Raw genomic sequence first — 25,427 nt, 5'->3', positions numbered from 1 at the left:
TCGCCGTGGCACGCATACTCGTGGGGTGACCGCGTACCAGCCCTCCGGCGATCCCGGCGATCCCGGCGCTCCCGGCGCTCCCGGTGACGACGGCGTCGAAGTACACGACGCCGTCGTCCTCGCCGGAGGCGCCGCCCGGCGGCTCGGCGGCGCCGACAAGCCTGGTGTGCGCGTGGGCGGTCGCCCGCTGCTCGACCGGGTCCTGGCCGCCTGCTCCTCCTCCGCCACCACCGTGGTCGTCGCCGACCGCAGGCCCACCGCGCGCCCGGTGCTGTGGGCACGAGAGGACCCGCCCGGCGCGGGTCCGCTGGCCGCGCTCGACGCGGGGCTCCGGCGGACCTCGGCGGCGTATGTCGTGGTGCTCTCCGCCGATCTGCCGTTCCTCGACGAGGAGACGGTACGACGGCTGCTGGCCGCCCTTCGGTCGACCGACACGGAAGGCGTGCTGCTCACCGACCCCGACGGCCGCGACCAGCCGCTCGTAGCCGCGTACCGGAGTGCGGCACTGCGCCGTGAGCTGGCAGCGCTCGGCGCCGCGCACGGTGGTCTGGCCGGGCTGCCGCTGCGGCTGCTCACCGCTGCGCTCGACCTGACCCGTATCACCGACCCCGTCGCGTCCTTCGACTGCGACACCTGGGACGACATCTCTGCCGCCCGGGCACGTATCAGGGAGCATGGACACGTGCTGGATGAATGGATTTCCGCAGTCAAGGAAGAGCTGGGCATCGACCTCGAGGTCGACACCGGCGCCCTGCTCGATCTCGCCCGCGATGCCGCACACAATGTGGCCCGGCCCGCGGCCCCGCTGACGACGTTCCTGGTCGGATACGCGGCGGCGCAGGCCAAGGGTGGCCCGGAGGCAGTGGCCGAGGCCGCCCGCAAGGCGACAGCGCTCGCGCTGCGCTGGGCGGAGGAGGATGCCTCCGCGGCTCCGTCCGACACCGGGTCCGCCACCGCCACCGAGGCCCGCCCGGACGCCGGATGACCGCTCACGGGCAGTACGAGGACGTCGACCTCGACGTGGAGGAGGCCCTCGCCTTGGTCAACGACAGCGATGCCCACCGGCCCGGCGAGGCCGCCCCCTGGCCGCAAGCACGCGCCACCGCCGCCCGTGCCCCCCGCACCCCGGCCGCCCCCGTCTCTGTCCCGCTCGACGCCGCGCTGGGCCTCGTCCTCGCCGCCCCCCTCACCGCCCTCACGGACCTCCCGTCGTTCGACACCTCCGCGATGGACGGCTGGGCGGTCGCCGGACCCGGCCCCTGGCACGTACGGCCCGAAGGGGTGCTCGCCGGGCACTCCGAGCCGGCGCCGCTCACCGACGGCGAGGCGGTCCGGATCGCGACCGGCGCACGCATCCCGCAGGACGCCACCGCTGTCCTGCGCAGTGAACACGGCCGCACCGACGACAAGGACCGGCTGCACGCGACCCGGGACGTCGTGCACGGCCAGGACATCCGGCCGCGCGGCCAGGAATGCCGCTCCGGTGACGCCCTCCTGCCTCCCGGGACGCTGATCACCCCGCCCGTGCTCGGGCTGGCGGCCGCCGCCGGATACGACACCGTCTCCGCCGTCCCGCGCCCAAGCGCCGAAGTCCTCGTGCTGGGCGACGAGTTGCTCACCGAGGGCCTGCCCCACGAGGGCCTGATCCGCGACGCGCTCGGCCCGATGCTGCCGCCCTGGCTGCGCGCGCTCGGCGCGGACGTCATCGCGGTGCGCAGGCTCGGCGACGACGCCGAGGCCCTGCACAAGGCACTGCAGCACTCCGAAGCCGACCTCATCGTCACCACCGGCGGCACCGCCACAGGCCCGGTCGACCACGTCCACCCCACCCTGCGCCGCATCGGAGCCCAGCTCCTCGTGAACGGCGTCAAGGTGCGCCCCGGCCACCCCATGCTGCTGGCCCGTACCAGGAAGAACCAGCACCTCGTCGGTCTGCCCGGCAACCCCCTCGCCGCCGTCTCCGGCCTGCTCACACTGGCCGAACCCCTGCTGCGTACGCTCGCGGGACGCCCGGCCCCGGAGCCGTACACGCTGCCGCTGGGGGACGCGGCGCACGGGCATCCGTACGACACCCGGCTGATCCCCGTCGTGTTGCGCGAGGAGCGGGCCGTGTCGCTGCACTACAACGGCCCGGCCATGCTGCGCGGCATCGCCGTGGCCGACGCGCTCGCGGTCGTCCCGCCCGGCGGTGGCCGCCCCGGCCAGGAGCTTGAGATCCTCGAACTGCCGTGGGCGACAGCCGGAATGGCGGCAGGCCTCGGATGAACCGGCTCGGGGTGACTCTCATATGAACCGGATCGGGGAGTGTTTCACGTGAAACTTCCGGGCCATGACGCGATCGCCCGCCAGGCCGACGAACGTCTCGTGACCCAGCGGGTGAGGCTTCCCCGCCGAACCGTGGAACACCCGTTTCGCCAGGTCGCCAAGCGCGTCGTCATGGCGCTGCTGATCCTGGTCTCGACCGGTTTCCTCGTCTACCTCGGACGCGACGGCTACACGGACAGCTCGGGCGACGGCGTCGACCTGCTCGACGCCTTCTACTATGCGACGGTCACCCTCTCGACCACCGGGTACGGCGACATCGCCCCGGTCAGCGACGGCGCCCGGCTCACCAACATCTTTGTGATCACGCCGCTGCGCGTGCTCTTCCTGATCATCCTGGTCGGCACCACTCTCGAGGTCCTCACCGAGCGCACTCGCGAGGAATGGCGACTGAACCGCTGGAGGACCGCATTGAGAGACCACACCGTTGTCATCGGCTTCGGGACGAAGGGGCGGTCGGCGATTCAGACCGTGTGTGCGACGGGGCTGAAGAAGGAGCAGGTCGTGGTCGTCGACCCCAGTACGAAGGTGGTCGACGCGGCGACGGCGGACGGGTACGCCGGTGTGGTCGGCGATGCCACGCGCAGCGACGTATTGCTCAGGGCCGAGGTACAGAAGGCGCGGCAGATCATCATCGCGACCCAGCGCGACGACACAGCCGTACTGGTGGCGCTGACGGCCCGGCAGCTCAATCGCGGAGCGAAGATCGTGGCCGCGGTTCGCGAGGAGGAGAACGCGCCGCTGCTGCGCCAGTCCGGTGCCGACGTCGTCATCACCAGCGCGAGCGCGGCCGGACGGCTGCTCGGGCTCTCGGTGCTCAGCCCCAGCGCGGGCATGGTCCTGGAGGACCTCATCCAGCAGGGCAGCGGGCTCGACATCGTCGAACGGCCCGTCGTGAAGGCCGAGGTGGGGCGCGGGCCGCGGGAAGTGGACGACCTGGTGGTCAGCGTCGTACGAGGGCATCGGGTGCTCGGATACGACGATCCGTCCCTCGGGAAGCTCCAGTTGACGGACCGTCTGATCACCATCGTGCGGAAGACGCCGCATACGCAGGTCGCGCCCGACACCAAGCGCCTGCCCGGGCCCGAGCCGTCCGCAGGAGGGGCCATCGGCCGGCCGAAACCCCGGGAGTAGCCTCGCCGCATGCGTGCGATCACGATTCCAGAACCTGGTGGACCCGAGGCACTGGTATGGGACGAGGTCCCGGATCCGGTGCCCGGAGAGGGCGAAGTGCTGGTCGAGGTGGTGGCCGGGGCGGTCAACCGCGCCGATCTCCTCCAGCGGCAGGGCTTCTACGATCCACCGCCCGGCACCTCCCCGTACCCGGGACTCGAATGCTCCGGACGCATCGCCGCGCTCGGCCCCGGCGTCTCGGGATGGGCCGTCGGCGACGAGGTGTGCGCGCTGCTCGCGGGCGGCGGGTACGCCGAGAAGGTCGCCGTACCGGCCGGACAACTGCTGCCCGTGCCCGAGGGCATCGGGCTTCAGCAGGCGGCCGCGCTGCCCGAGGTGACCTGCACCGTCTGGTCAAACGTCTTCATGATCGCCCACCTCCGCCCCGGCGAGACCCTCCTCGTGCACGGCGGAGCGAGCGGCATCGGCACCATGGCGATCCAGCTGGCCAAGGCCGTCGGCGCGAAGGTCGCCGTCACGGCGGGCAGCAAGGAGAAGCTGGAACACTGCGCCGAGCTGGGCGCGGACGTGCTGATCAACTACCGCGAGCAGGACTTCGTCGAGGAGATCAGGACCGCCACGGACGGCGCGGGCGCGGACGTCATCCTCGACATCATGGGCGCCAAGTACCTGGACCGGAACGTCAAGGCGCTCGCCACCAACGGCCGCCTCGCGATCATCGGCCTCCAGGGCGGCGTCAAGGGCGAACTGAACCTCGCCGCGCTCCTGGGCAAGCGGGCCGCCATCACCGCGACCTCGTTGCGGGGCCGGCCCGTCGCCGAGAAGGCGGCGATCGTCGCGGCCGTACGCGAGCACGTCTGGCCGCTGATCTCCGGCGGGCATGTACGTCCCGTCGTCGACCGTGAGCTGCCGATGAGCGAGGCGGCTGCGGCGCACCGCGTGCTGGAGGAGAGCGGGCACATCGGAAAAGTGCTGCTGACGCTCCCGTAAGACGACTTCAGCGCCCTCCCGTACGGCGTCTCAGCCGCGCCGTACGCGCAGGCCGAGGAACGCGAGTCCCAGGCCGAGCCCGATGAGGACCAGGCCGCTGCCCAGGGAGAAGACGTGCCACAGGGGTTCCGAGGAAGAGGACGGTGGCGCGGCGTGCTGTGACGGCTCGGGGGCCACGTCGGGTCGTACGCCTGCGTCGACGCCGGTCTCCGGGGCGACCGGGATATCCGGCACCTCGGGGACGCCGGGGTCGAGCTCCTCGCGTATGGCGGGGGCTTTCTCCCCCGGCCTCGGCCGCCCGACGCCCGCACTGCTGCCGGCGCGCGACTCCGCGGGGCGGGGCTCGACGGCGTACGAAGCGGTCGGCGGGGCGACGCGCAATGCGAGCGAGGCGGACGCGGCAGACAAGCGGGGCGGCGCCGACGACGCGTACGAGACAGGTGCGGGTGCCGTCGTCAGGACCAGCAGCAGGCCCGTTGTACTCAGCGTGCGAAGCCTCGGAGTCATGTCGGTGACCCCCTCCCGATGCTCGGGCGCCCAGACGCATCAAGCGTCACACGCGCCCCGCAATCCGGCATCTGGTCGCATTCGGTGATGGATCTCTTTCGCGAGGGGGCACCAGGGTGGTGAGGTGTACGCGTGCGAGAGAATGGCGGCATGGAGATGCCGAGGAACGAAAGGTCGCCGGAGAACCCACAGATCCTGGTCGTAGGCCAGGACGGCATGGCTCTCGGCGGCGGAGGAGACGACGACTCCCGCGAGGTCCCGGTGACGGAGATGGTGGAGCAGCCCGCCAAGGTCATGCGCATCGGGAGCATGATCAAGCAGTTGCTGGAGGAGGTGAGGGCGGCACCTCTGGACGAGGCGAGCCGGGTCCGCCTCAAAGAGATCCACGCCAGCTCGGTGAAGGAGCTGGAGGACGGTCTCGCTCCGGACCTCGTCGAGGAGCTGGAGCGGCTGTCCCTGCCGTTCACGGAACAGGCGGTCCCCTCCGACGCGGAGCTGCGTATCGCGCAGGCCCAGTTGGTGGGCTGGCTGGAGGGCCTCTTCCACGGAATCCAGACGACGCTGTTCGCCCAGCAGATGGCGGCCCGTGCCCAGCTGGAGCAGATGCGCCGCGCCCTGCCGCCGGGGGTCGGCGGCGAGGGTGACGAAGAGCCGCCCAAGGGCGGCCGCTCGGGCGGGCCGTACCTGTGAGCGCGGTACTTGTAGAGGCGTACTGCTAGATCCGTACGCGAAAAGCGGCGGCGCGCAGACGAAAGGGGCCCGGCACGGATGCCGGGCCCCTTCGCGTGGCCGTTCGTGTGTCAAGCCGACTGCGTGTCCGGCCTGTCTCTCCAGAGGATCAGGCTGCCCGGAGTATCAAGCCGGATTGCCCGTCGAGACCCCGAGTTCGATCTTGGGCATGTCGTTGGGGTCGACGTCCGTGTCCTTCGCGGGGAACTGGTTCATGATCGTGCCGTCGCCGTAGGTGTTCTCTTCGACCGGCTTTTCCGAGTACTGCCAGCCCGCCTGTTGCATGCACTTCTTCACCGAGTCGATGTTCTTGAAGGTGAAGTCGGGCAGCTTGATCTTGTTGGGGTCGTTGTACGACTCGTCCGGCTCCGTGCACTCCTCCGGATCGATCGTCTTCGACGGGTCCGGCCCCTTGTACCCGGCCTCCTGCTGCTGCGTCGGCGACGCGCTGGCGTCCCCGCCACCACCCTCCTCGTCGCCGCCCATGTTCAGCGCCACGATCAGGCTGACCACGGCGGTGAGCGCGACGACGGCCGAGCCGACGATCACCGGCAGGTTGCTCTTGCTGCCGCCGCCACCCGGGGAGGGGGCCGAGGGCTGCTGCGGGGAGATCGTGTACGGCGGCGGGGTCGACATGCCCTGCTGCGGGGAGTACGCCGCGGTCTGCGGAGGCGTCGGGTAGCCGCCCTGCTGCGGATAGCCGTAGGCCGGGGACTGCGGCGCGGGCGAGGGCGTCGGCGGGCCGTACGGACCGGGCGTGTACGGCGTCTGGACGTTCCCCGACGCGCTCGGGCCCGTCTGGCCGACCGGCGGGAAGACCGCGGAGCCGACGCCGGCGCCGCTCGACGTCTGCGCGCCCGGGACGATGCTCGGCGCGGCCGCGTGCAGCGACTGGGCCACGCGCTGGCACTCGTCGCGCATCGCCTCGGCGCTCGGAAAGCGCTCGTTCGGGTTCTTCTTCAGCGCGCGGGCGATCAGCGAGTCCACGGCCGGCGGCAGCGAGCGGTTGATCGAGGAGGGCGCGACGGGCTCCTCCTGGACGTGTGCGTACGCGATCGCCAGCGGCGAGTCCGCTTCGAACGGCAGCCGCCCGGTGACCAGTTGGAAGAGCATGATGCCGACGGAGTACAGGTCCGAGCGGGCGTCCACGCCCCTGCCCAGCGCCTGCTCCGGCGAGAGGTACTGCGGGGTGCCGACCACCATGCCGGTCTGGGTCATGGAGGTGACGCCGGACTGCATGGCGCGGGCGATGCCGAAGTCCATCACCTTGACGACGTTCCGCTTCGTCATCATCACGTTGCCCGGCTTGATGTCGCGGTGGACCAGGCCCATCTCGTGGCTGATCTCCAGCGCCGCCAGCACATCCGCGGTGATCTTCAGGGCCTTGTCGGAGGGCATCGCGCCGTACTGCGCGATGTCCGCCTCGAGGACGGAGCCGAGCGGCTTGCCCTCGATGTACTCCATGACGATGTATGGAGTGGGCGCGCCGGAGCCCGCGGCGGAGCCGCTATCGAGCAGCGTGTCCTCGCCGGTGTCGAAGACCGAGACGATGTTCGTGTGAGTGAGTTTCGCCACTGCCTGGGCCTCGCGGCGGAAGCGCTCACGGAAGGCTTGTTCGCGTCCCAGCTCTGTGTGAAGTGTCTTGATCGCTACTTGCCTGTCGAGCACCGCGTCGTATGCGAGATGGACCGAGGCCATGCCGCCCTCGCCGAGCAGATCACGCAGTTGATAGCGGCCGCCGGCGACCGCACGCCCCGCGTACCGGCCCTGTGCGCCGTCCTGGCTCATGTTCTGCGTCCCCCATTGGCGTGCGCCGTCGCGCGGGCGAAAGCTGCTGATGTGCTCCCGCGGTCGGTGATCCTTTGACCCATTCCCGGCCAAGTCTGCCGGAGGGCACTGACACGTCAAGCGCGGTGCCCGATCCGTGACCGTACGCGAAAGAAGCGTCGCGGAAGCGTTACAGGTGGCGTGCGGCCGGTACACAGAATTTGCACCCGGAGACCAGCTACGGGTTTCATGACCCGTCCATCTCGGACCGGCGCCTCGTGTGGAGGCTGTAGCGTGGCCCGTTGGAGACGGTAGCAACCACCGCGCGGACGCGGGTGAAACGACGGCGAGGACTGATGGCACAGCAGCAGCGCGCTCAGGGCCCGTCCGACCCCGAGGCGACTGGCGGCGGTATGTCAGATGCGCCGGACATGTGGGGTAACGGCGGGCTTGTCGGGGATGGCCGGTATCGGCTGACCCGCAGACTCGGCCGGGGTGGCATGGCCGAGGTGTTCGCGGCCGAGGACGTACGCCTGGGGCGGACGGTCGCGGTCAAGCTGCTGCGTTCCGACCTGGCCGAGGACCCGGTGTCCAAGGCCCGCTTCACGCGCGAGGCCCAGTCGGTGGCGGGCCTCAACCACCATGCGGTGGTGGCGGTCTACGACTCCGGCGAGGACGTGATCGCCGGCAACACCGTGCCGTACATCGTCATGGAGCTCGTCGAGGGCCGTACGATCCGCGATCTGCTGATCAACGCCGAGGCCCCCGGCCCCGAGCAGGCGCTGATCATCGTCTCCGGTGTGCTTGAGGCGCTGGCGTACTCGCACCAGCACGGCATCGTGCACCGCGACATCAAGCCCGCGAACGTGATCATCACCAACACCGGCGCGGTGAAGGTGATGGACTTCGGCATCGCGCGCGCCCTGCACGGCGCGCAGTCGACGATGACCCAGACCGGCATGGTCATGGGCACGCCCCAGTACCTCTCCCCCGAGCAGGCGCTCGGCAAGGCGGTCGACCACCGCAGCGACCTGTACGCGACGGGCTGTCTGCTGTACGAACTTCTCGCGCTGCGGCCGCCGTTCACGGGTGAGACCCCGTTGTCGGTGGTCTACCAGCACGTTCAGGACATTCCGGTGCCCCCTTCCGAGGCTTCGGACGTGGCGCCGCCGGAGCTGGACGGCCTGGTCATGCGCTCCCTCGCGAAGGAGCCGGACGACCGGTTCCAGACCGCCGAGGAGATGCGCGGCCTCGTCCAGTACGCGCTGCAGATGCTGTACGACCAGGGCGGCCACACCGGCACCTGGAACACCGGCCCCGTGATGCTGCACGAGACCGGCAGCACCCCGTCGATGGGCATGGCGGGCACGAACGTCATGCCGCACCAGAGCGACTCGGGCACCTCTCAGATCCCGGCGCCGATTCTGCCGAACCGCGGGGGCGACGACGGCGGCTTCGACGGCAACGGCCACGGCAACCGGGGCGGCGGGCGCGGCAAGCTGTGGATCCTGGCCGTACTCGCGGTGATCGCCATCGGGGCGGGCGTCGCGCTGGCCCTCCAGGGCACAGGGGACGACAGCGGTGGCGGGGGCGACGGCACCACGCAGTCGCCGACGACCTCGCAGACCGAGAAGGACCCGACGCCGAGCGAGAGCCCCTCGTCCGAGGACGCGGAAACGCCTTCGCAGGACGACGGCGCCGGCACTGGTGGTGACTCGGACTACACGCCGTCCAGGGATCCGGAGCCGTCGGACGAGCCGACGGACGAGCCGACGGCGACGCCGAGCGAGCCCACGGCCGACCCCTCGACTCCGCAGCCCTCGGCGTCGGATCCGGCGGACGAGCCGTCGGCGGATCCGTCGGACGTGGATCCCTCGGTGCCGTCGGCGGATCCGTCGGAGGAAACCGTCGGCGGTAATACCGGCGGCTAGGCGCTAGGCCTGAGACCGGCCTCGAAGCACCCTCTACGCGCGCGTGCGGCCCGAAAACGGGCTCCACGCGCGCGTGCCGTTTCGGGAGGCTCCCCGGCACCCAGGTGGGGTGCGAGGGAGGGGGCGAGGCCAAACGTGCTCACTGCTCCACCAAGGCGAACTCTTCCCGTCCCCAGGGTGACCGGGATAACGTGCCGGTGTTCCGGCCCCCTGCAAGGCTGTGACCAGCGGCTGCTCCCGACCTGAGTGATCTGTTAGGAAATCCGACTAAAAACTACTTGGATATCCAAGCAAAAACGCAGGTCAGGAGGGGTTTCCCACGGGTGTGGGGCACTGGGTAACGTGCTAGTTGCAGGGCGCTCGCCGGGGCACCTGTCACGCCTGTTCCCGGCCGAGGGCACCTACCCGTGCACGGGTACCGGAACAGGCGAGCCGCACTGGTCACCCGGCAATCCCGGGGGGCCGGACCGACGGAGGAGCACACGTGACCGTGGAGAGCACTGCCGCGCGCAAGCCGCGACGCAGCGCCGGTACGAAACGCACCAGCGCCAAAAAGCCGGCGAGCAAAGGCACCGAACTGGTGCAGTTGCTGACGCCGGAGGGCAAGCGCGTCAAGCACGCCGAGTACGACCCGTACGTCGCCGACATCACCCCCGAAGAGCTGCGCGGTCTGTACCGCGACATGGTGCTCACCCGCCGCTTCGACGCCGAGGCGACCTCTTTGCAGCGCCAGGGCGAGCTGGGCCTGTGGGCCTCGCTGCTCGGCCAGGAGGCCGCCCAGATCGGCTCCGGGCGGGCCCTGCGCGACGACGACTACGTCTTCCCGACCTACCGCGAGCACGGCGTCGCCTGGTGCCGCGGCGTCGACCCGACCAATCTGCTCGGCATGTTCCGCGGCGTGAACAACGGCGGCTGGGACCCCAACAGCAACAACTTCCACCTCTACACGATCGTCATCGGCTCGCAGACCCTGCACGCCACCGGCTACGCGATGGGCGTGGCCAAGGACGGCGCGGACTCGGCCGTGATCGCGTACTTCGGGGACGGCGCCTCCAGCCAGGGCGATGTTGCGGAATCGTTCACCTTCTCCGCGGTCTACAACGCCCCCGTGGTGTTCTTCTGCCAGAACAACCAGTGGGCGATCTCCGAGCCCACCGAGAAGCAGACCCGCGTCCCGCTCTACCAGCGGGCGCAGGGATACGGCTTCCCGGGCGTACGCGTCGACGGCAATGACGTACTGGCTTGCCTGGCCGTCACCAAGTGGGCCCTGGAGCGGGCCCGGCGGGGTGAGGGACCCACGCTCGTCGAGGCCTTCACGTACCGCATGGGCGCGCACACCACCTCCGACGACCCGAGCCGCTATCGGCACGACGACGAGCGGATTTCCTGGGAGGCGAAGGACCCGATCCAGCGCCTGCGCAGCTATCTGGCGTCCGAAACTGACACGAATGAGGGATTTTTCGGGGAACTCGAAGCCGAGAGCGAGGCGTTGGGCAGGCGAGTGCGCGAAGTGGTCCGTGCCATGCCGGATCCGGACCACTTCGCCATCTTCGAGAACGTGTACGCGGACGGGCACGCGCTCGTCGACGAGGAGCGGGCCCAGTTCGCCGCCTACCAGGCGTCGTTCGTAGCGGAAGGGGAGGGCGAGTAGCGATGGCGGCAGAAAAGATGGCGCTGGCCAAGGCGATCAACGAATCGCTGCGTACGGCCCTCGACGCCGATCCCAAGGTCCTGATCATGGGCGAGGACGTCGGCAAGCTCGGCGGTGTCTTCCGGGTCACCGACGGTCTGCAGAAGGACTTCGGCGAGGACCGGGTCATCGACACCCCGCTCGCCGAGTCGGGCATCGTCGGCACGGCGATCGGCCTCGCACTGCGCGGCTACCGCCCGGTGGTGGAGATCCAGTTCGACGGCTTCGTGTTCCCGGCGTACGACCAGATCGTCACGCAGCTCGCGAAGATGCACGCGCGGGCGCTCGGCAAGATCAAGCTGCCGGTCGTCATCCGCATTCCGTACGGTGGCGGAATCGGCGCCGTAGAGCACCACTCGGAGTCCCCGGAGGCGCTGTTCGCGCATGTGGCGGGCCTGAAGGTGGTCTCGCCGTCGAACGCGAGCGACGCCTACTGGATGATGCAGCAGGCCATCCACAGCGACGACCCGGTGATCTTCTTCGAGCCCAAGCGGCGGTACTGGGACAAGTCCGAGGTCGACGCCGAGGCGATCCCCGGGCCGCTGCACAAGGCCCGTGTCGTGCGCGAGGGCGGCGACCTGACGCTGGCCGCGTACGGCCCGATGGTGAAGGTCTGCCAGGAGGTCGCGAACGCTGCCGAGGAGGAGGGCAAGTCGCTGGAGGTCCTGGACCTGCGCTCGGTCTCGCCGATCGACTTCGACACCGTCCAGGCCTCGGTCCAGAAGACCGGCCGCCTGGTCGTGGTCCACGAGGCCCCGGTGTTCTTCGGCTCCGGTGCGGAGATCGCCGCGCGCATCACGGAGCGGTGCTTCTACCACCTGGAGGCACCCGTTCTGCGGGTCGGCGGCTACCACGCCCCGTATCCGCCGGCACGCCTGGAGGACGAGTACCTTCCGGGCCTGGACCGGGTGCTCGATGCCGTCGACCGCTCGCTGGCGTACTGAGGAGAGGGTCGTGACGACGATGACGGAAGCGTCCGTGCGGGAGTTCAAGATGCCCGACGTGGGCGAGGGACTCACCGAGGCCGAGATCCTCAAGTGGTACGTGCAGCCTGGTGACTCCGTCACGGACGGGCAGGTGGTCTGCGAGGTCGAGACGGCGAAGGCGGCCGTCGAGCTGCCGATTCCGTACAACGGGGTCGTGCGGGAGCTTCGGTTCCCCGAAGGGACGACGGTCGACGTAGGCACGGCGATCATCACGGTCGACGAGGGGGGTGGGGCTGCCGGGGCCGGTGGGCCTGCTCCGGCGGCGGAGTCCGAGACGCCTGCGGAGACTCCGGCCACGACCCCGCCCGCTCAGGAGGCGCCGAAGCCCGAGGGGCGCAAACCGGTCCTGGTCGGATACGGCGTGGCCGAGGCGTCGACGAAGCGGCGTCCCCGTAAGGGGGTTCCGGTTCAGCAGGCCCAGGCCCAGACCCGGGCAGGGGCCCAGCAGCCCGAGGCTGCGGCTGCGGCCGCGGTCCAGGGCGAGCTGAACGGGCACACGAGTCCTGCCGACCGCCCGTCTCCGGTGGGCACTCCGCCATCGGCCGGTAGTGCGGCTCCGGCGGCTGGCCGCCCGCTGGCGAAGCCGCCCGTGCGCAAGCTGGCCAAGGACCTCGGCGTGGACCTGGCGACGGTCACCCCGTCCGGGCCGGACGGGATCATCACGCGCGAGGACGTGTACGCGGCGTCGGCGCCCCCGGCCCCCGAGCCGGTGCAGACACCTGTCGCCGCTCCCGCACAGGCACCGGCGGCGGTGTCGCACGAGGGCGCCCGTGAGACCCGTATCCCCATCAAGGGCGTCCGCAAGGCCACGGCGACCGCGATGATCGACTCGGCGTTCACGGCACCGCATGTCACGGAGTTCGTGACGGTCGACGTGACCCGCACGATGAAGCTCATCGAGGAACTCAAGCAGGACAAGGACCTCGCGGGCCTACGCGTGAACCCCCTCCTGCTCATCGCCAAGGCCCTCCTGGTGGCGATCAAGCGGCACCCCGAGGTGAACGCGTCCTGGGACGAGGCGAACCAGGAGATCGTGCTCAAGCACTACGTGAACCTGGGCATCGCGGCGGCCACCCCCCGCGGCCTGATCGTCCCGAACATCAAGGACGCCCACACCAAAACGCTGCCCGAACTGGCGCAATCCTTGGGCGAGTTGGTGTCGACAGCCAGGGAGGGCAAGACGTCCCCGGCAGCAATGCAGGGCGGCACGGTCACGATCACGAACGTCGGCGTCTTCGGCGTCGACACCGGCACGCCCCTGCTCAACCCGGGCGAGTCCGCGATCCTCGCCGTCGGCGCCATCAAGCTCCAGCCGTGGGTCCACAAGGGCAAGGTCAAGCCCCGCCAGGTCACCACGCTGGCGCTGAGCTTCGACCACCGCCTGGTGGACGGCGAGCTGGGCTCCAAGGTGCTGGCGGATGTGGCGGCGATCCTGGAGCAGCCGAAGCGGCTGATTACTTGGGCGTGAGGCCTTCGGCCGGACGGGTTCAACGATGAGAGGGGCGCCGCAATCTCGGATTGCGGCGCCCCTCTTTTTTTCTCCGCTGAGCCGGGCGATGAGTTCCCGCACCCGAATCGGTCAATAAGAGCGAGCGGTTCAGTGAGGGAATGGGAGGACCGGCGTGCAGTACATGGTGCAGATGTTGTCCAAGCGCGATGACTGGGACGCGATCATGGGGTCGCTGACCGGGGAGGACGTGCAGCGGCTGGTGCGGTACAACGTCGAGCTCGACGAGGAGTTGCGCAAGCGGGGTGAGCTGCTGGAGGACCGCGGTCTTGCCGGTCCCCAGGCGGTTACGACGGTGCAGGCCGTCCCCGGTGGTGAACCTCGGGTCACGCAGGGGCCGTACCGGCCGGACGAACAGTTCCTGGTCGGTTACTGGGTGATCGAGGTGGACAGCATGGAGCGCGCGGTGGAGATCGCCGCTCGGATTTCCGTGTCCCCCGGCCCGGGCGGCGAGCCCGTGAACATCCCGGTGGAGCTGCACGCCGTGCCGCCGCGCCCTGCGTGAGTGCCTGCGTCTGCGTTCAGGAACGGGTGGCTCCGGCGCCGCCGGCCGGTGCCGGGGTTCGGAGAGGGCCCGTCGCGTGCCGTGTAGGCGCTGGCGGGCCCTCTCCGTCGTATCTCTGGAGCCGACGCTCTGACGTCGGCCTCCAGGGCGCTCTACCGCCTGAACGCGTAATCCATCATCTTCTTCGCATCCGATGCCCGACTCGTCGACGAAGTCGACGCCAGCACCGTGCCGATGACCGTCTTGCCGTTCCTCGTGGCGGCGAAGACCAGGCAGTACTTGGCCTCCGGGCCGGAGCCGGTCTTGACGCCGATGGCGCCGGTGTAGGTGCCGAGGAGGGGGTTCGTGTTCGTCCAGGGCGCCATCGTGCGGGTGCCGCCGGTCCTCGTGGTCGTCTTCGCCGTGTACTTCTTCGTCTTGACGATCGAGCGGAACGTGGGGCTCTTCATCGCGCTGCTGGCGAGCTTCGTCAGGTCGCGCGGCGTGGAGTAGTTCGCGCCCCTGCCGATGCCGTCGAACGAGTCGAAGTGGGTGTTCGTCAGGCCGAGGTCCCTGGCCTGCTTGTTCATCTTGCCGATGAACGACTTCACGCGGGCGGCCCGCGTCGAGCCGGAGCCGAACTTGTCGGCGAGCGCGTACGCGGCATCGCAGCCGGACGGCAGCATCAGCCCGTACAGCAGCTGACGGACCGTGACCTTGTCTCCGACGATCAGCTTGGCGTTCGAGGCCCAGTTGTTCTGGACGATGTAGTCGCTGTATGCCTTCTGGACCGTGACCTTGGCGTCCAGGTTGAGGTTCGGCTGCGACAGTACGACCTTCGCGGTCATGATCTTCGTGGTGGAGCCGGTGGAGCGGCGGGTGTCCGCGGCCTTTGTGTAGAGCGTCCTGGCCGTGCCGTTGTTCATCACGTAGCCGCCCTTGGCGGCGATCGTGGGCTTGGTGAGGGCCTGCGCGGGCGCCGCGGTGAGGGCGCCGGTCGCGAGCATGGCTCCGGTGGTGATGACCACGGCGGCGGCTCTGCGAACCCCTGCGCTCCAAATGCCGGTTTTCAAGTTAAGTACCCCGATTACGTCGTATGCCCCAAATGCCCCTAGGGGGGCGTCACTTGGCGGCGACTGAGCGGATCGCCTGCCCCTGCGACACGTATGACACGTAAGTAGCACAGGTGGTTGCACCATCCGTGAGGCGGGGTGTCCTTAGCGCCGTACGTCCCGAATCCTGGACGGCCCGCGACGATGCGTACGTGTTGTATCTATGCTGTGCGCATGCCTGCAGCACCCTCCCCGACCTCGACCGGGACCGCGTCGTCCGCGGCCCGCTCCGCCAAGCAATCGCCCGCCAAGCAGCCCCCCGCCGCCGAACGCGTCTACGCGCACGTCAAGCAGGGCGTCCTGGAGCGCCGTTACGAGGGTGGGACGCTGCTCACCGAGGGCGAGCTGGCCGAGGCGGTCGGGGTTTCGCGCACCCCCGTTCGCGAGGCGCTGCTGAAGCTCGAGGTCGAGGGGCTGATCAAGCTCTACCCGAAGAAGGGTGCGCTGGTCCTGCCCGTCTCCGCTCAGGAGATCGCCGACGTCGTGGAGACCCGGCAGCTCGTCGAGGAGCACGCGATCCGCAAGGCGGTGCCGGCCTCGCCCGCGCTCATCGAGCGCCTCACGCAGCTTCTCGAGAAGCAGAAGGAGCAGGCGGAGGCCGGGGATCTGGCGGGCGCCGCCGTCACCGACCGCTGCTTCCACGCCGAGATCGTCCGCAGCGGCGGGAACGAGATTCTCTCGCGGCTCTACGACCAGCTCCGCGACCGGCAGTTGCGCATGGGCGTCGCCGTGATGCACGCCCACCCCGACCGCATCACCAAGACGCTCACCGAACATCGCGAGATCCTCGAAGCGCTGCGCTCCGGAGACGCGGAGGCGGCCGTCGACCTGGTCCACCGGCACGTCAGCTGGTTCTCCAACCTGGCCCGGGGTGAGGTCCGATGACCTCTCGGGCACGCTCCACGCCCGCCGCCCTCCCCGGCGACCCGCCGGGCGGCCGTCGCGCCGTCCTCGTCTGGTCCGTCGGCGTCTCCGTCTACTTCGTCGCGGTCATCTTCCGTACGTCCCTGGGGGTGGCCGGACTCGACGCAGCCGACCGCTTCGACGTGGGCGCCTCCGCGCTGTCCACCTTCTCGATCCTCCAGCTCCTCGTCTACGCGGGCATGCAGATACCCGTCGGCCTGCTGGTGGACCGGCTCGGCACCAAGAAGGTGCTGACCATCGGCGTACTCCTGTTCACGGCAGGTCAGCTGGGCTTCGCCTTCTCACCCTCGTACGGGATGGCCCTGGCCGCCCGCGCACTGCTAGGCCTCGGCGACGCGATGACGTTCATCAGCGTGCTGCGGCTCGGCGCGCGCTGGTTCCCCGCCCGGCGCGGCCCGATGGTCGCGCAGATGGCGGGCCTGGTGGGCATGGCGGGCAACCTCGTCTCGACGCTCGTCCTGGCCCGGCTGCTGCACGGCGTCGGCTGGACCGCGGCCTTCGCGGGGAGCTCGCTCGCGGGCGTCGTCGTCCTCGTACTGATGCTGCTGTTCCTCAAGGACCACCCCGAGGGGCACGAGCCGGAGCCGTTCCCGCACCGGGGCGGCGCGTATGTGCGCCGGCAGATCGTCGCGTCCTGGCGGGAGCCCGGGACGCGGCTCGGGCTGTGGGTGCACTTCACGACGCAGTTCCCGGCGATGGTGTTCCTGCTGCTGTGGGGGATGCCGTTCCTCGTCGAGGCGCAGGGTCTTTCGCGGGCGACGGCCGGTGAGCTGCTGACGCTGGTCGTGCTCTCCAACATGGTCATCGGCCTGGTGTACGGGCAGATCGTCGCCCGGCACCACGCGGCACGGCTTCCGCTGGCGCTCGGCACGGTGCTGTCGACGGCGGCCGTCTGGGCCGCCACGCTCGCCTATCCCGCCGACCACGCACCGATGTGGCTGCTGATCGTGCTCTGCACGGTGCTCGGCGCCTGCGGCCCCGCTTCGATGATCGGCTTCGACTTCGCCCGCCCCGCGAACCCGCCCGAGCGTCAGGGCACGGCCTCCGGAATCACCAACATGGGTGGTTTCGTGGCCTCGATGACGACGCTGTTCGCGATCGGTGCGCTGCTGGACGTGACCGGCGACGACTACGGCATCGCCTTCTCCGCCGTGTTCGTGCTCCAGGCCCTCGGCCTCGGCCAGATCCTGCGGCTGCGCCGCCAGGCGGCTCGCCGTGAGCGCGAACGGCTGGTCGCGAGCCGGGTGGAGACGGTGCACGTGCCCGCGTGACCGGCGCACGTGTCGGCCTGATGCGGCGCACGGGTCGGCCTGACGCGGCCCGGTTGTCTGCCTGACGCAGCGTGGTTGTCCGTAACTGCCCTTCGCAGCCGAGATGTTGCTCTGTCATGGGCGCGTGACAACGGTGTCGTGAAGCGGGGACGAGCGTGACCTGCGGGGCTTTCGGGACCTCATAGTGATCACACAGCGGGGCACGGCGGAAGCGCGCCGACGCCCCACCAGGTCCCGCAACTCCGCGCCCCAGGAAGGGTTTTCCATGATGAACCGCCACCTGCGCAAGGCCTTCGTCGTCACCGCCGCGATCACCACCGCCGGATTAATGATGACGGCGTGCCAGAACGACTCCTCGTCCGGCACGTCGAAGTCCTCCGGCAGCTCGTCGTCCAAGGCCTCCAAGGACTCCGGGACCTCCAAGTCCTCGACGGACCAGGACTCGGTGGACTCGGCACCGGTCGCGAACAACGGCTCGGGCGCCAAGTCGGGCGTCAGCGGGACGTTCAAGAACGGCACGGTCAGTTACCTCGCCCCGGGCAAGTACACCGTGACGGTCCCGGGCAAGACGGAGCAGGCGTTCTTCGTCGCCGAGGACACGCTCGTATACGGCGCGGGCCAGGTGTGCGGCAGCCCGCAGTCCGAGGAGCGCCCGCAGTGCACGCTCGACGAGCTGGAGACCGCCACCAAGCAGAAGGCCGTCACCGCCGACGTGACGATGAAGGACGGCGTCGCCACCGTGGTCCGCGAACGGCACGACGCGCAGAACGGCACCCCCGGGGGCGTCAACGGCACATGGTTCGGCAACGTCAGCTACCTCGCGCCCGGCAAGTTCACGGTGTCCGACATGAAGGGCGTCGAGCAGGCCTTCTTCATCGCCGACGACACCCTGATCTACGGAGCGGGCACCATCTGCGGAAGCCCGAACTCCGCCGAGCTGACCCAGTGCACCCCGGCCGAACTGGAGGCCGCCGCCAAAAACGGCGTCTCCGCCGAGGTCAAGCTCACCGACGGCATCGCGACCACCATCACCGAGGACCGCTGAGCCTGGCCGCTGGCCGCTGGCCGCTGGCCGCTGGCCGCTGACCGCGGAGCCCCGAGCATCGACCGTACGACGGCGGGCCTCCCACGGCGGGCCGCGAGGCGAACACTCCGCGCCCGCCGGGGCCCGATCCCCGCTCAGACGCCCGGCGCACCCGCGGCCCTCGCCAATGCGTGAGCTACTGCGCGACCTACTGCGTCACCAAGAAATGCCGCAGGATCGCCGCCGCCAGCTCCGGATCGCCCTCCGTCTTGATGCGGTCCGCCACCGCTTCGATGGTGACCCGGCCGCAGGCCAGCCGGAAGTACGTCTCCCAGTCGAGCGTGAGCGTGGCCGCCGGACCGAGCGACGGGGCGCCGTCTATCGTCCCGTTGCCCTCGGCGTCGACGCGGACCGTGCGCAGGAAGTCGACCGGTCCGTGGACGTCGAAGACGACCGCGGAGTTGGCGGGCGCGCCCGCCTCCTTGGCGACGACCTTCGGCAGTACGGCGAGCAGTTCGTCGCGCACGATGTACGCACCCGGCGAGTCCAGGTTCCCCGGCCGGCCGAGCGCGGCGCGCAGGTCCTGCTCGTGCACCCAGACGTCGAACGCCCGGTAGCGCATGGACTGTTCGAGGGTGATCTCCGTACCCAGCGGACCGCGTACCTTGGCGTCCGGCTCGCGCGACTCGTTCCGCAGCTGCCGGTTGCGGCGGATGATCGTGTACTCCAGCTCGGACGTCATCTCCGGTGCCGTGTGGTGACGGCGTACGTCGACCTGCATCTCCATGTACCGCTGGTGCTCGTTCGTCACGTGGTACAGATCGCGCGGCAGCGTGTGGATCGGGCGCGGGTCGCCGAGCATCTCGCAGTCCATACCGATCACATGCGAGACGATGTCCCGGACGGACCAGCCCGGGCAGGGAGTCCGCCGGTTCCACTCACCCTCCACGAGCGGCTGCACCAGCTCGGATATCGCTTCCACTGAGTGGGTCCAGGCGTCGGCATAGTTCTGAAGGCTGGGATGGAGACTCACGGGACCCCTCGGGCGGTTCGTGCGCGGGCATGGGTGTCTTGGACCGCTAAGTTACGCTGCTGCAAGGCACCCCGGCAGTGCTTTCGTGTGACGATCGTAGGCCCGTTTCGCGGGTCGAATGCCAGGACGGTGGTAGTGTGCGCGCCTCCCTCATCCAGATCGGTGTATACGACGACGAAGGGGGCGAATCGATCGAAGCGCGCCGAGAGCGCGTGGCCGCCCTTGTCCGCGAGCAGTCCGGTGCCGATCTGGTGGTGCTGCCCGAACTGTGGACGACGGGCGCGTTCGCCTACGAGTCCTTCGGCACCGAGGCAGAGCCGCTGCACGGACCGACGTACGAGGCGATGGCCAAGGCGGCGAGCGACGCGGGCGTATGGCTGCACGCGGGCTCCATCCCCGAACGGGACGCCGACGGCCTCCTCTACAACACCTCACTCGTCTTCTCCCCCTCCGGCGAACTGACCGCCTCGTACCGCAAGATCCACCGCTTCGGCTTCGACAAAGGCGAGGCGGTGCTGATGAGCGCGGGCGCGGATGCCGTCACCGTACGACTGCCGTCGACCACGCTCGGCCTCGCGACCTGCTACGACCTCCGCTTCCCCGAACTCTTCCGCCGTCTCGTCGACGTCGGCGCCGAAACCCTCGTCATCCCCGCCGGCTGGCCCGAACGCCGCCGCTCCCACTGGACGCTGCTGGCCCAGGCCCGCGCGGTGGAAAACCAGTCGTACGTCCTCGCGTGTGGAACGGCCGGTACGCATGCGGGAGTTCCGCAGGCCGGTCACTCGATCGTGGTGGATCCCTGGGGCGAGGTACTGGCCGAGGCGGGCCCGGACGAGGAGGTGCTCACGGTGGAGTTCGACCCGGCGAAGGTTGGCGTGACCCGGGATCAGTTCCCGGCGCTGAAGGACAGGATGCTGGGGCTGGAACCGCCGCGGCGCGAGCGCTGAACCGGACGTTCGCGGACGCTGAACCGGAAGACGGCCGACCGCTCCGGCTCGAAGCCGGGACCCGCCGCGGCGCCGGCGCTGAACCGGAAGACGGCCGACCGCTCCGGCTCGAAGCCGGGACCCGCCGCGGCGCCGGCGCTGAACCGGAAGACGGCCGACCGCTCCGGGTCGAAGCCGGGACCCGCCGCGGCGCCGGCGCTGAACCGGAAGACGGCCGGCCACTCCGGGGCGATACCGGGACCCGCCGCGGCGCCGGCGCTGAACCGGACGTTCGCGGGCACTGAACCGGAAGACGGCCGACCGCTCCGGGGCGATACCGGGACCCGCCGCGGCGCCGGCGCTGAACCGGACGTTCGCGGGCACTGAACCGGACGACGGCCGGCCGCTCCGGGTCGAAGCCGGGACCCGCCGTCACTCTCCCAGCACCTGCTCCGTCCAGATCACCTTCCCGCCCCCCGTGTACCGCGTCCCCCACCTCTCCGCGAACTGCGACACCAGGAACAGGCCCCGGCCGCCCTCGTCCGTCGTGGCCGCCCGGCGCAGATGCGGGGCCGTACTGCTGGCGTCCGAGACTTCGCAGATCAGGGAGCGGTCGCGGATCAGGCGGATGCGGATGGGGGCGGTGGCGTGGCGGAGGGCGTTGGTGACCAGTTCGCTGAGGATCAGCTCGGTCGTGAACGCCTCCTCCGACAGGCCCCATTCCTCAAGCGTCCGGGTCGCCGCCGCGCGGACCCGCGCCACCGCCGACAGGTCGGCCGGTACCTCCCAGGCCGCCGTACGGTCGGCCCCGAGGGTGCGGGTGCGGGCGACGACCAGGGCGATGTCGTCGCGCGGCCGGTCGGGCAGCAGGGCATCGAGGGCCGCGTCGCAGGTCTCCTCCGGCGTCCGGCCGGGCCCGGTCAGCGCGTGTCGCAGCAGCTCCAGGCCCTCGTCGATGTCCCGGCGCCGGCCCTCGACGAGCCCGTCCGTGTACAGGACGAGCCGGCTGTCCTCGGACAGTCGTACCGTCGTCGCCTCGAAGGGAAGCCCGCTGCCGAGGCCCAGCGGAGGCCCGCCGGGGACGGAGAGGAACTCGACGCTGCCGTCCGGGCGGACCACCGCGGGCTCCAGATGACCGGCGCGGGAGACGGTGCACACCCCGGACGCGGGGTCGTACACCGCGTACAGGCAGGTCGCCCCGGTGACCGGCGCACCCTCCTCCGCATCTCCGTCCCCGCTCTCGTCCTGGTCGATGCGCGCCACCAACTCGTCCATGTGCCACAGGAGTTCGTCGGGCGGAAGGTCCAGGGTCGAGAAGTTGTGGATCGCGGTCCGCAGCCGGCCCATCGTGGCCGCCGCATGGAGGCCGTGCCCGACCACGTCGCCCACGACCAGTGCCACTCGCGCGCCCGGCAGCGGGATGACGTCGAACCAGTCCCCGCCGACCCCGCCCCGCGCGGCCTGCGCGGGCAGATAGCGGTACGCCACCTCCAGGGCGCTCTGGTCGGGCAGGGCCCGCGGCAGCAGGCTGCGCTGCAGCGTTACGGCCATGTCGTGCTCGCGGGTGTAGCGGCGGGCGTTGTCGATGCTGACGGCGGCGCGGGCCACCAGCTCCTCGGCGAAGGAGAGGTCCTCCTGGTCGAACGGCTCCGGCCGGTCCGCGCGCCAGAACGTGGACACGCCCATGACGACGCCGCGGGCGCGCAGCGGGACGGTGAGCATCGAGTGCATCCCGAACTCCACCAGCACCCGGGAGTGTTCCGGGTCCTGCACCTGCCAGCCGGAGAACGCGGTCAGATCCGCCTCGACCACGGCCTCACCGGCGAGGAACCCGGCGGCCTGCGGAGTGTCCCGTACGAAGTGGATCAGCTTGCCGAGCCGGTAGAGGGGGCTGCCCTCCTTGACGCCGTGGAACGCGACCCGCCGCATATCCGTGTCGCCCTCCTTCGGCTCCCCGCCCCGCAGCACGGGATCCGCCAGGTCGACGGTGACGTAGTCGGCGAACCGGGGGACCGCGAAGTCCGCCAGTTCCTGCGACGTACGCGTCACGTCGAGGCTGGTGCCGATCTCCAGGCCGGCGTCGTAGAGCAGCCGCAGCCGCTCCTGGGCCGCCTCCGCCCGGCCGGTGACGGCCTGCAGTTCGGTGGTGTCGCGCAGGGTGACCACGGTGCCGGGCGGCCCGCCGTCCCGCGCGGTCGACCGCTGGCTGACCGCCAGCAGCCGGTCCCGCGTCACGTGCACCTCGTCGGTGGCGTCCCGCCCGGAGGCCAGCAGCCGGGCCAAGTCGCGGCCGAGCCCCAGATCGAGCGCGGCCCGGCCCTCCGCGTCCGGCCCCAGCTCGAGCAGCCGCCGCGCCTCGTCGTTGGCCAGCGCCAGCCGCCCGTCGCCGTCCACGATCAGCACGCCTTCCCGTACGGCATGCAGAACCGCGTCGTGATGCTCGTACATCCGGGTCATCTCGGCGGGCCCCAGCCCGTGCGTCTGGCGCCGCAGCCGCCTGCTGACCAGGGCGGTGCCGGTGGTGGCGACGGCCAGGGCCACGGCGGCCGAGCCGAACAGCACGGGCAGCTGGTGCTCGACCGCCCCGCCCACGCTGGCCAGCGTCACACCGGCGGCGACCAGACCGACGATCTCGTCGTCCGCGTCCCTGACCGGGACGACGGCGCGCACGGACGGCCCTAGCGTGCCGGTGAAGGTCTCCCGTACGACTTCGCCCGCGACGGCGCGATCGATGGTGCCGATGTAGTGCTTGCCGATCTGTTCGGGGTTGGGGTGGGTGTAGCGGATCCCTTCCGTGGTCATCACCACGATGAAGTCCACGTCGGACGCCCTGCGGGCGGCTTCCGCGCGCGGCTGGAGCACGGCGGTCGGATCCGGGCCTTCGAGGGCCGCCGCGACACCGGGCGCGTTCGCGAACGACCCGGCCACGGCGAGCGAACGATTCCGGGCCTCGCGCTCGCTGTCGCTGCGGACCTGAAGCAACACGGCTGTCACCGCGGCGACGACGAGGAGCACCACGATCGCCACCTGAAGCACGAAGACCTGCCGGGCGACGGTGCGGACGCTCAGCACCGAACGCAGGCGGCCGATAAATCCGGCCATGCCTCTTTTGTCTCACACGCGTCGGCGCTCCGCTGGTGGGTGCAGAGATTGGCCGTCGATCATCTGCGAGTCCGCTGTGGCTGGTCGCTCCCCCACTCTCGAATTCGCTCGAGCGGGGGGACCCCCATCGCGGCGGAGCCGCAAATCAATACGGCCCCGCGCCCCTTCGGGGCGCAGCCCTGACGTGGTGGACTATCAGACGCCGTAACCGTCGGTGTATCCGTCCCGGTGCCGATGGTGGTGCCCGTCGTCCTCGACGACCGGTGTCGAAGGCGGCACCACCACGCGCCTGCGCTTGGCGACGCTGCTGAACGTCGCGACGCCGATCAGGCCGACGACGATCAGGATGATCCCGACCAGGTCGAGGTTGACTCCCTGCATGTCCCAGTCGGTCGCGAACGTGAGAATGGCTCCTACCGCGATCAGAATGATGCATCCACCCAGACCCATGAGTCTGGCCTCCCTGTCCTGTCCGTGTTCTGTCGCCGTTCGCACGGCTGTTGCGGACCCGGGCCGGGTACCCTCCGCCGGACCGGCCATGCGGAGGCAACTCACTTGAGGAGACAGGTTCGGGACTCGGCTTCTAACCCTCCAGGAACGCCACCATCGCGTTCGCCAGCAGGAACGGGTCCTCGGCGCCGCACAGTTCGCGGGCGCTGTGCATGGACAGGATGGCCACGCCGATGTCGACCGTCTTGATGCCGTGGCGGGCGGCGGTGATGGGGCCGATGGTGGTGCCGCAGGGCATCGAGTTGTTGGAGACGAAGGACTGGAAGGGCACGGCGGCCTTCTCGCAGGCGGCGGCGAAGACCGCGCGGCCCGAACCGTCCGTGGCGTAGCGGTTGTTGACGTTGACTTTGAGGATGGGGCCGCCGCCCGCGCGCGGGTGGTGCGTCGGGTCGTGCCGCTCGGCGTAGTTCGGGTGGACCGCGTGGCCCGTGTCGGAGGAGAGGCAGACCGTGCCGGCGAAGGCGCGCGCCCTGTCCTCGTACGTACCGCCGCGGGCGAACACCGAACGCTCGAGCACACTTCCGAGCAGCGGACCGTCCGCCCCCGTGTCCGACTGCGAGCCGTTCTCCTCGTGGTCGAACGCCGCCAGCACCGGGATGAACGGGAGGGCCGAATCGCAGGTCGCGACGGCCGCCAGCGCGGCCGTACCGGCGTGCACGGACAGGAGGTTGTCCATGCGCGGACCCGCGAGCAGCTCCCTGTCCCGGCCCAGGTACGACGGCGGCTCGATGGAGTGCGTCATCAGGTCCCAGCCGGTGACCTCGCCCTCGGCCAGCCCGGACTCCTGCTCGAGAAAACGGATCAGATCCCCGTCGCGTACGTCGTTGCCGAGCCCCCAGATCGGCTGCAGATGCCGCTGCTTGTCGAGCTTGAGGCCCTCGGAGGTGACCGATCGGTCCAGGTGGATGGCGAGTTGGGGGACTCGCAGCAGGGCGCGGTCGATGTTCACCAGGCGGGTCGTGCCGTCGCGCAGCGAGAGCCGGCCGGCCAGGCCCAGGTCGCGGTCCAGCCAGGAGTTGAGCAGCGGGCCGCCGTAGATCTCGACCGCGACCTGGCGCCAGCCGTGCGCTCCGCTGTCCGGCTGCGGCTTCACGCGCAGATTGGGGGAGTCCGTGTGCGCTCCGACGATCCGGAAGGGCGTGTGCGGATCGGCGCCCTCGGGCACGTACCAGGCCACGAGCGCGCCCCCGCGCACCACGTACTTCCCGCCGTGCGCCCCCTCCCACGCGTCCGTCTCGGCGACCTGCCGGAAGCCGGCCTTCTCCAGCCGCTCGGCCGCGTTCGCCACCGCGTGATACGGCGACGGGCTGGCCGTCAGAAAGGACATGAGGTCGTCGGTATGGCCGCGATCAAAGCGTGGGGGTGTGCGCATGGGTTCACCTTAACGACGTACGAGGGCCCGCTCCCGGCGATGGGGAACGGGCCCTGGTATGGGGTATGTGGAGGGGGCCGCCTACCGGAAGGTGACTTTCCGGTAG

At 70.3% G+C, this 25,427-nt stretch carries 22 protein-coding genes; 14 read left to right on the top strand and 8 right to left on the bottom strand.

All coding sequences use genetic code 11. The annotated features are described in order from the left end of the window. Positions 1 to 25: 25 nt before the first annotated feature. Genes OHT21_RS23225 through OHT21_RS23210 form a run of 4 tightly spaced genes read left to right on the top strand, consistent with a single transcriptional unit; the run spans position 26 to position 4,446 of the window. The gene (locus tag OHT21_RS23225; protein WP_328770279.1) at positions 26 to 985 is read left to right on the top strand and encodes an NTP transferase domain-containing protein; all 960 of its coding nucleotides are present in this window, start codon (positions 26 to 28) and stop codon (positions 983 to 985) included. Further along, a complete protein-coding gene (locus OHT21_RS23220; protein ID WP_328770278.1) occupies positions 982 to 2,265 on the top strand; it encodes a molybdopterin molybdotransferase MoeA in 1,284 nt (427 codons plus the stop codon). Before OHT21_RS23225 ends, OHT21_RS23220 begins: the two co-directional genes overlap by 4 nt. Positions 2,266 to 2,304: 39 nt before the next feature. Further along, complete coding sequence (locus OHT21_RS23215; RefSeq protein ID WP_328770277.1) at positions 2,305 to 3,456, top strand: potassium channel family protein; 1,152 nt, start codon at positions 2,305 to 2,307, stop codon at positions 3,454 to 3,456. A gap of 9 nt (positions 3,457 to 3,465) precedes the next feature. Continuing rightward, entirely contained in the window at positions 3,466 to 4,446 is a 981-nt protein-coding gene (locus OHT21_RS23210) for an NAD(P)H-quinone oxidoreductase (RefSeq protein ID WP_328770276.1), read from the top strand. Positions 4,447 to 4,476: 30 nt separating this feature from the next. On the opposite strand, the gene OHT21_RS23205 is transcribed toward OHT21_RS23210, so the two are convergent. Beyond that, positions 4,477 to 4,953 (bottom strand): hypothetical protein, encoded by a 477-nt coding sequence (locus tag OHT21_RS23205; RefSeq protein WP_328770275.1) that lies wholly within the window; start codon positions 4,951 to 4,953, stop codon positions 4,477 to 4,479. A 150-nt stretch (positions 4,954 to 5,103) separates the two neighbouring features. Here OHT21_RS23205 and OHT21_RS23200 point away from each other — a divergent pair, with 150 nt between their 5' ends. Next, positions 5,104 to 5,643: a bacterial proteasome activator family protein gene (locus OHT21_RS23200; RefSeq protein WP_328774192.1), complete on the top strand. Its 540-nt coding sequence runs from the start codon at positions 5,104 to 5,106 to the stop codon at positions 5,641 to 5,643. A 165-nt stretch (positions 5,644 to 5,808) separates the two neighbouring features. Here the strand turns inward: OHT21_RS23200 and OHT21_RS23195 are convergent, their stop codons facing one another. Continuing rightward, a complete protein-coding gene (locus OHT21_RS23195) occupies positions 5,809 to 7,470 on the bottom strand; it encodes a protein kinase domain-containing protein (RefSeq protein WP_328770274.1) in 1,662 nt (553 codons plus the stop codon). Positions 7,471 to 7,805: 335 nt separating this feature from the next. Between OHT21_RS23195 and OHT21_RS23190 the strand changes: the two genes are divergently transcribed. The 5 genes from OHT21_RS23190 (at position 7,806) to OHT21_RS23170 (ending at position 14,068) form a co-directional block, all read left to right on the top strand. Then, the gene (locus OHT21_RS23190) at positions 7,806 to 9,380 is read left to right on the top strand and encodes a protein kinase domain-containing protein (RefSeq protein WP_328770273.1); all 1,575 of its coding nucleotides are present in this window, start codon (positions 7,806 to 7,808) and stop codon (positions 9,378 to 9,380) included. A gap of 484 nt (positions 9,381 to 9,864) precedes the next feature. After that, entirely contained in the window at positions 9,865 to 11,031 is a 1,167-nt protein-coding gene (gene pdhA, locus OHT21_RS23185; protein WP_328770272.1) for a pyruvate dehydrogenase (acetyl-transferring) E1 component subunit alpha, read from the top strand. A 2-nt stretch (positions 11,032 to 11,033) separates the two neighbouring features. After that, positions 11,034 to 12,014 carry an alpha-ketoacid dehydrogenase subunit beta gene (locus OHT21_RS23180; RefSeq protein ID WP_328770271.1) on the top strand — a complete coding sequence of 327 codons (981 nt, stop codon included), beginning with the start codon at positions 11,034 to 11,036 and terminating at the stop codon, positions 12,012 to 12,014. 10 nt (positions 12,015 to 12,024) lie between these two features. After that, positions 12,025 to 13,524, top strand: coding sequence for a dihydrolipoamide acetyltransferase family protein (locus OHT21_RS23175; RefSeq protein ID WP_328770270.1), 1,500 nt, complete (start codon positions 12,025 to 12,027; stop codon positions 13,522 to 13,524). 163 nt (positions 13,525 to 13,687) lie between these two features. Further along, the gene (locus tag OHT21_RS23170; protein WP_328774191.1) at positions 13,688 to 14,068 is read left to right on the top strand and encodes a YciI family protein; all 381 of its coding nucleotides are present in this window, start codon (positions 13,688 to 13,690) and stop codon (positions 14,066 to 14,068) included. Positions 14,069 to 14,220: 152 nt separating this feature from the next. Here OHT21_RS23170 and OHT21_RS23165 read toward each other — a convergent pair whose 3' ends face one another. Next, positions 14,221 to 15,054 carry a D-alanyl-D-alanine carboxypeptidase family protein gene (locus tag OHT21_RS23165; protein WP_328774189.1) on the bottom strand — a complete coding sequence of 278 codons (834 nt, stop codon included), beginning with the start codon at positions 15,052 to 15,054 and terminating at the stop codon, positions 14,221 to 14,223. Between the two features lie 279 nt (positions 15,055 to 15,333). Between OHT21_RS23165 and OHT21_RS23160 the strand changes: the two genes are divergently transcribed. The 3 genes from OHT21_RS23160 to OHT21_RS23150 all read left to right on the top strand — a co-directional run bounded on the left by OHT21_RS23160 (position 15,334) and on the right by OHT21_RS23150 (position 18,399). Continuing rightward, positions 15,334 to 16,044 carry a GntR family transcriptional regulator gene (locus OHT21_RS23160; RefSeq protein ID WP_328770269.1) on the top strand — a complete coding sequence of 237 codons (711 nt, stop codon included), beginning with the start codon at positions 15,334 to 15,336 and terminating at the stop codon, positions 16,042 to 16,044. Beyond that, complete coding sequence (locus tag OHT21_RS23155) at positions 16,041 to 17,354, top strand: MFS transporter (protein ID WP_328770268.1); 1,314 nt, start codon at positions 16,041 to 16,043, stop codon at positions 17,352 to 17,354. The genes OHT21_RS23160 and OHT21_RS23155 overlap by 4 nt, the downstream gene beginning before the upstream one ends. Positions 17,355 to 17,619: 265 nt before the next feature. Then, on the top strand, positions 17,620 to 18,399 hold the full coding sequence (locus OHT21_RS23150) for a hypothetical protein (RefSeq protein ID WP_328770267.1): 780 nt from the start codon (positions 17,620 to 17,622) through the stop codon (positions 18,397 to 18,399). A gap of 187 nt (positions 18,400 to 18,586) precedes the next feature. On the opposite strand, the gene OHT21_RS23145 is transcribed toward OHT21_RS23150, so the two are convergent. After that, on the bottom strand, positions 18,587 to 19,411 hold the full coding sequence (locus tag OHT21_RS23145) for a maleylpyruvate isomerase family mycothiol-dependent enzyme (protein ID WP_328770266.1): 825 nt from the start codon (positions 19,409 to 19,411) through the stop codon (positions 18,587 to 18,589). A gap of 137 nt (positions 19,412 to 19,548) precedes the next feature. On the opposite strand from OHT21_RS23145, the gene OHT21_RS23140 reads away from it, so the two are divergent. Continuing rightward, the gene (locus OHT21_RS23140; protein ID WP_328770265.1) at positions 19,549 to 20,358 is read left to right on the top strand and encodes a carbon-nitrogen family hydrolase; all 810 of its coding nucleotides are present in this window, start codon (positions 19,549 to 19,551) and stop codon (positions 20,356 to 20,358) included. On the opposite strand, the gene OHT21_RS23135 is transcribed toward OHT21_RS23140, so the two are convergent. The 4 genes from OHT21_RS23135 to OHT21_RS23120 form a co-directional block, all read right to left on the bottom strand. Beyond that, a complete protein-coding gene (locus OHT21_RS23135) occupies positions 20,298 to 20,639 on the bottom strand; it encodes a hypothetical protein (protein WP_328770264.1) in 342 nt (113 codons plus the stop codon). The genes OHT21_RS23140 and OHT21_RS23135 overlap by 61 nt on opposite strands. A 130-nt stretch (positions 20,640 to 20,769) precedes the next feature. After that, on the bottom strand, positions 20,770 to 23,439 hold the full coding sequence (locus OHT21_RS23130) for a SpoIIE family protein phosphatase (RefSeq protein WP_328770263.1): 2,670 nt from the start codon (positions 23,437 to 23,439) through the stop codon (positions 20,770 to 20,772). A gap of 195 nt (positions 23,440 to 23,634) precedes the next feature. Beyond that, positions 23,635 to 23,889, bottom strand: coding sequence for a DUF6458 family protein (locus OHT21_RS23125; RefSeq protein ID WP_328770262.1), 255 nt, complete (start codon positions 23,887 to 23,889; stop codon positions 23,635 to 23,637). Between the two features lie 133 nt (positions 23,890 to 24,022). Further along, positions 24,023 to 25,321, bottom strand: a complete 1,299-nt coding sequence (locus OHT21_RS23120) for a M18 family aminopeptidase (protein ID WP_328770261.1) — start codon at positions 25,319 to 25,321, stop codon at positions 24,023 to 24,025. Positions 25,322 to 25,427 lie beyond the last annotated feature (106 nt).

This window comes from Streptomyces sp. NBC_00286, assembly GCF_036173125.1.
GTDB lineage: Bacteria > Actinomycetota > Actinomycetes > Streptomycetales > Streptomycetaceae > Streptomyces.
The sequence above is the reverse complement of the archived record's forward strand: the minus strand, read 5'-3'. Positions and strand labels throughout refer to the sequence as shown.

What these genes read in the sequence shown, in the direction of transcription:
- OHT21_RS23165 (WP_328774189.1), bottom strand. Translation starts at nt 15,054, where the DNA reads ATGCTCGCGACCGGCGCCCTCACCGCGGCGCCCGCGCAGGCCCTCACC.
- OHT21_RS23170 (WP_328774191.1), top strand. Translation starts at nt 13,688, where the DNA reads ATGGTGCAGATGTTGTCCAAGCGCGATGACTGGGACGCGATCATGGGG.
- OHT21_RS23160 (WP_328770269.1), top strand. Translation starts at nt 15,334, where the DNA reads ATGCCTGCAGCACCCTCCCCGACCTCGACCGGGACCGCGTCGTCCGCG.
- OHT21_RS23220 (WP_328770278.1), top strand. Translation starts at nt 982, where the DNA reads ATGACCGCTCACGGGCAGTACGAGGACGTCGACCTCGACGTGGAGGAG.
- OHT21_RS23125 (WP_328770262.1), bottom strand. Translation starts at nt 23,889, where the DNA reads ATGGGTCTGGGTGGATGCATCATTCTGATCGCGGTAGGAGCCATTCTC.
- OHT21_RS23130 (WP_328770263.1), bottom strand. Translation starts at nt 23,439, where the DNA reads ATGGCCGGATTTATCGGCCGCCTGCGTTCGGTGCTGAGCGTCCGCACC.
- OHT21_RS23190 (WP_328770273.1), top strand. Translation starts at nt 7,806, where the DNA reads ATGGCACAGCAGCAGCGCGCTCAGGGCCCGTCCGACCCCGAGGCGACT.
- OHT21_RS23180 (WP_328770271.1), top strand. Translation starts at nt 11,034, where the DNA reads ATGGCGGCAGAAAAGATGGCGCTGGCCAAGGCGATCAACGAATCGCTG.
- OHT21_RS23210 (WP_328770276.1), top strand. Translation starts at nt 3,466, where the DNA reads ATGCGTGCGATCACGATTCCAGAACCTGGTGGACCCGAGGCACTGGTA.
- OHT21_RS23195 (WP_328770274.1), bottom strand. Translation starts at nt 7,470, where the DNA reads ATGAGCCAGGACGGCGCACAGGGCCGGTACGCGGGGCGTGCGGTCGCC.
- OHT21_RS23150 (WP_328770267.1), top strand. Translation starts at nt 17,620, where the DNA reads ATGATGAACCGCCACCTGCGCAAGGCCTTCGTCGTCACCGCCGCGATC.
- OHT21_RS23200 (WP_328774192.1), top strand. Translation starts at nt 5,104, where the DNA reads ATGGAGATGCCGAGGAACGAAAGGTCGCCGGAGAACCCACAGATCCTG.
- OHT21_RS23205 (WP_328770275.1), bottom strand. Translation starts at nt 4,953, where the DNA reads ATGACTCCGAGGCTTCGCACGCTGAGTACAACGGGCCTGCTGCTGGTC.
- OHT21_RS23155 (WP_328770268.1), top strand. Translation starts at nt 16,041, where the DNA reads ATGACCTCTCGGGCACGCTCCACGCCCGCCGCCCTCCCCGGCGACCCG.
- OHT21_RS23120 (WP_328770261.1), bottom strand. Translation starts at nt 25,321, where the DNA reads ATGCGCACACCCCCACGCTTTGATCGCGGCCATACCGACGACCTCATG.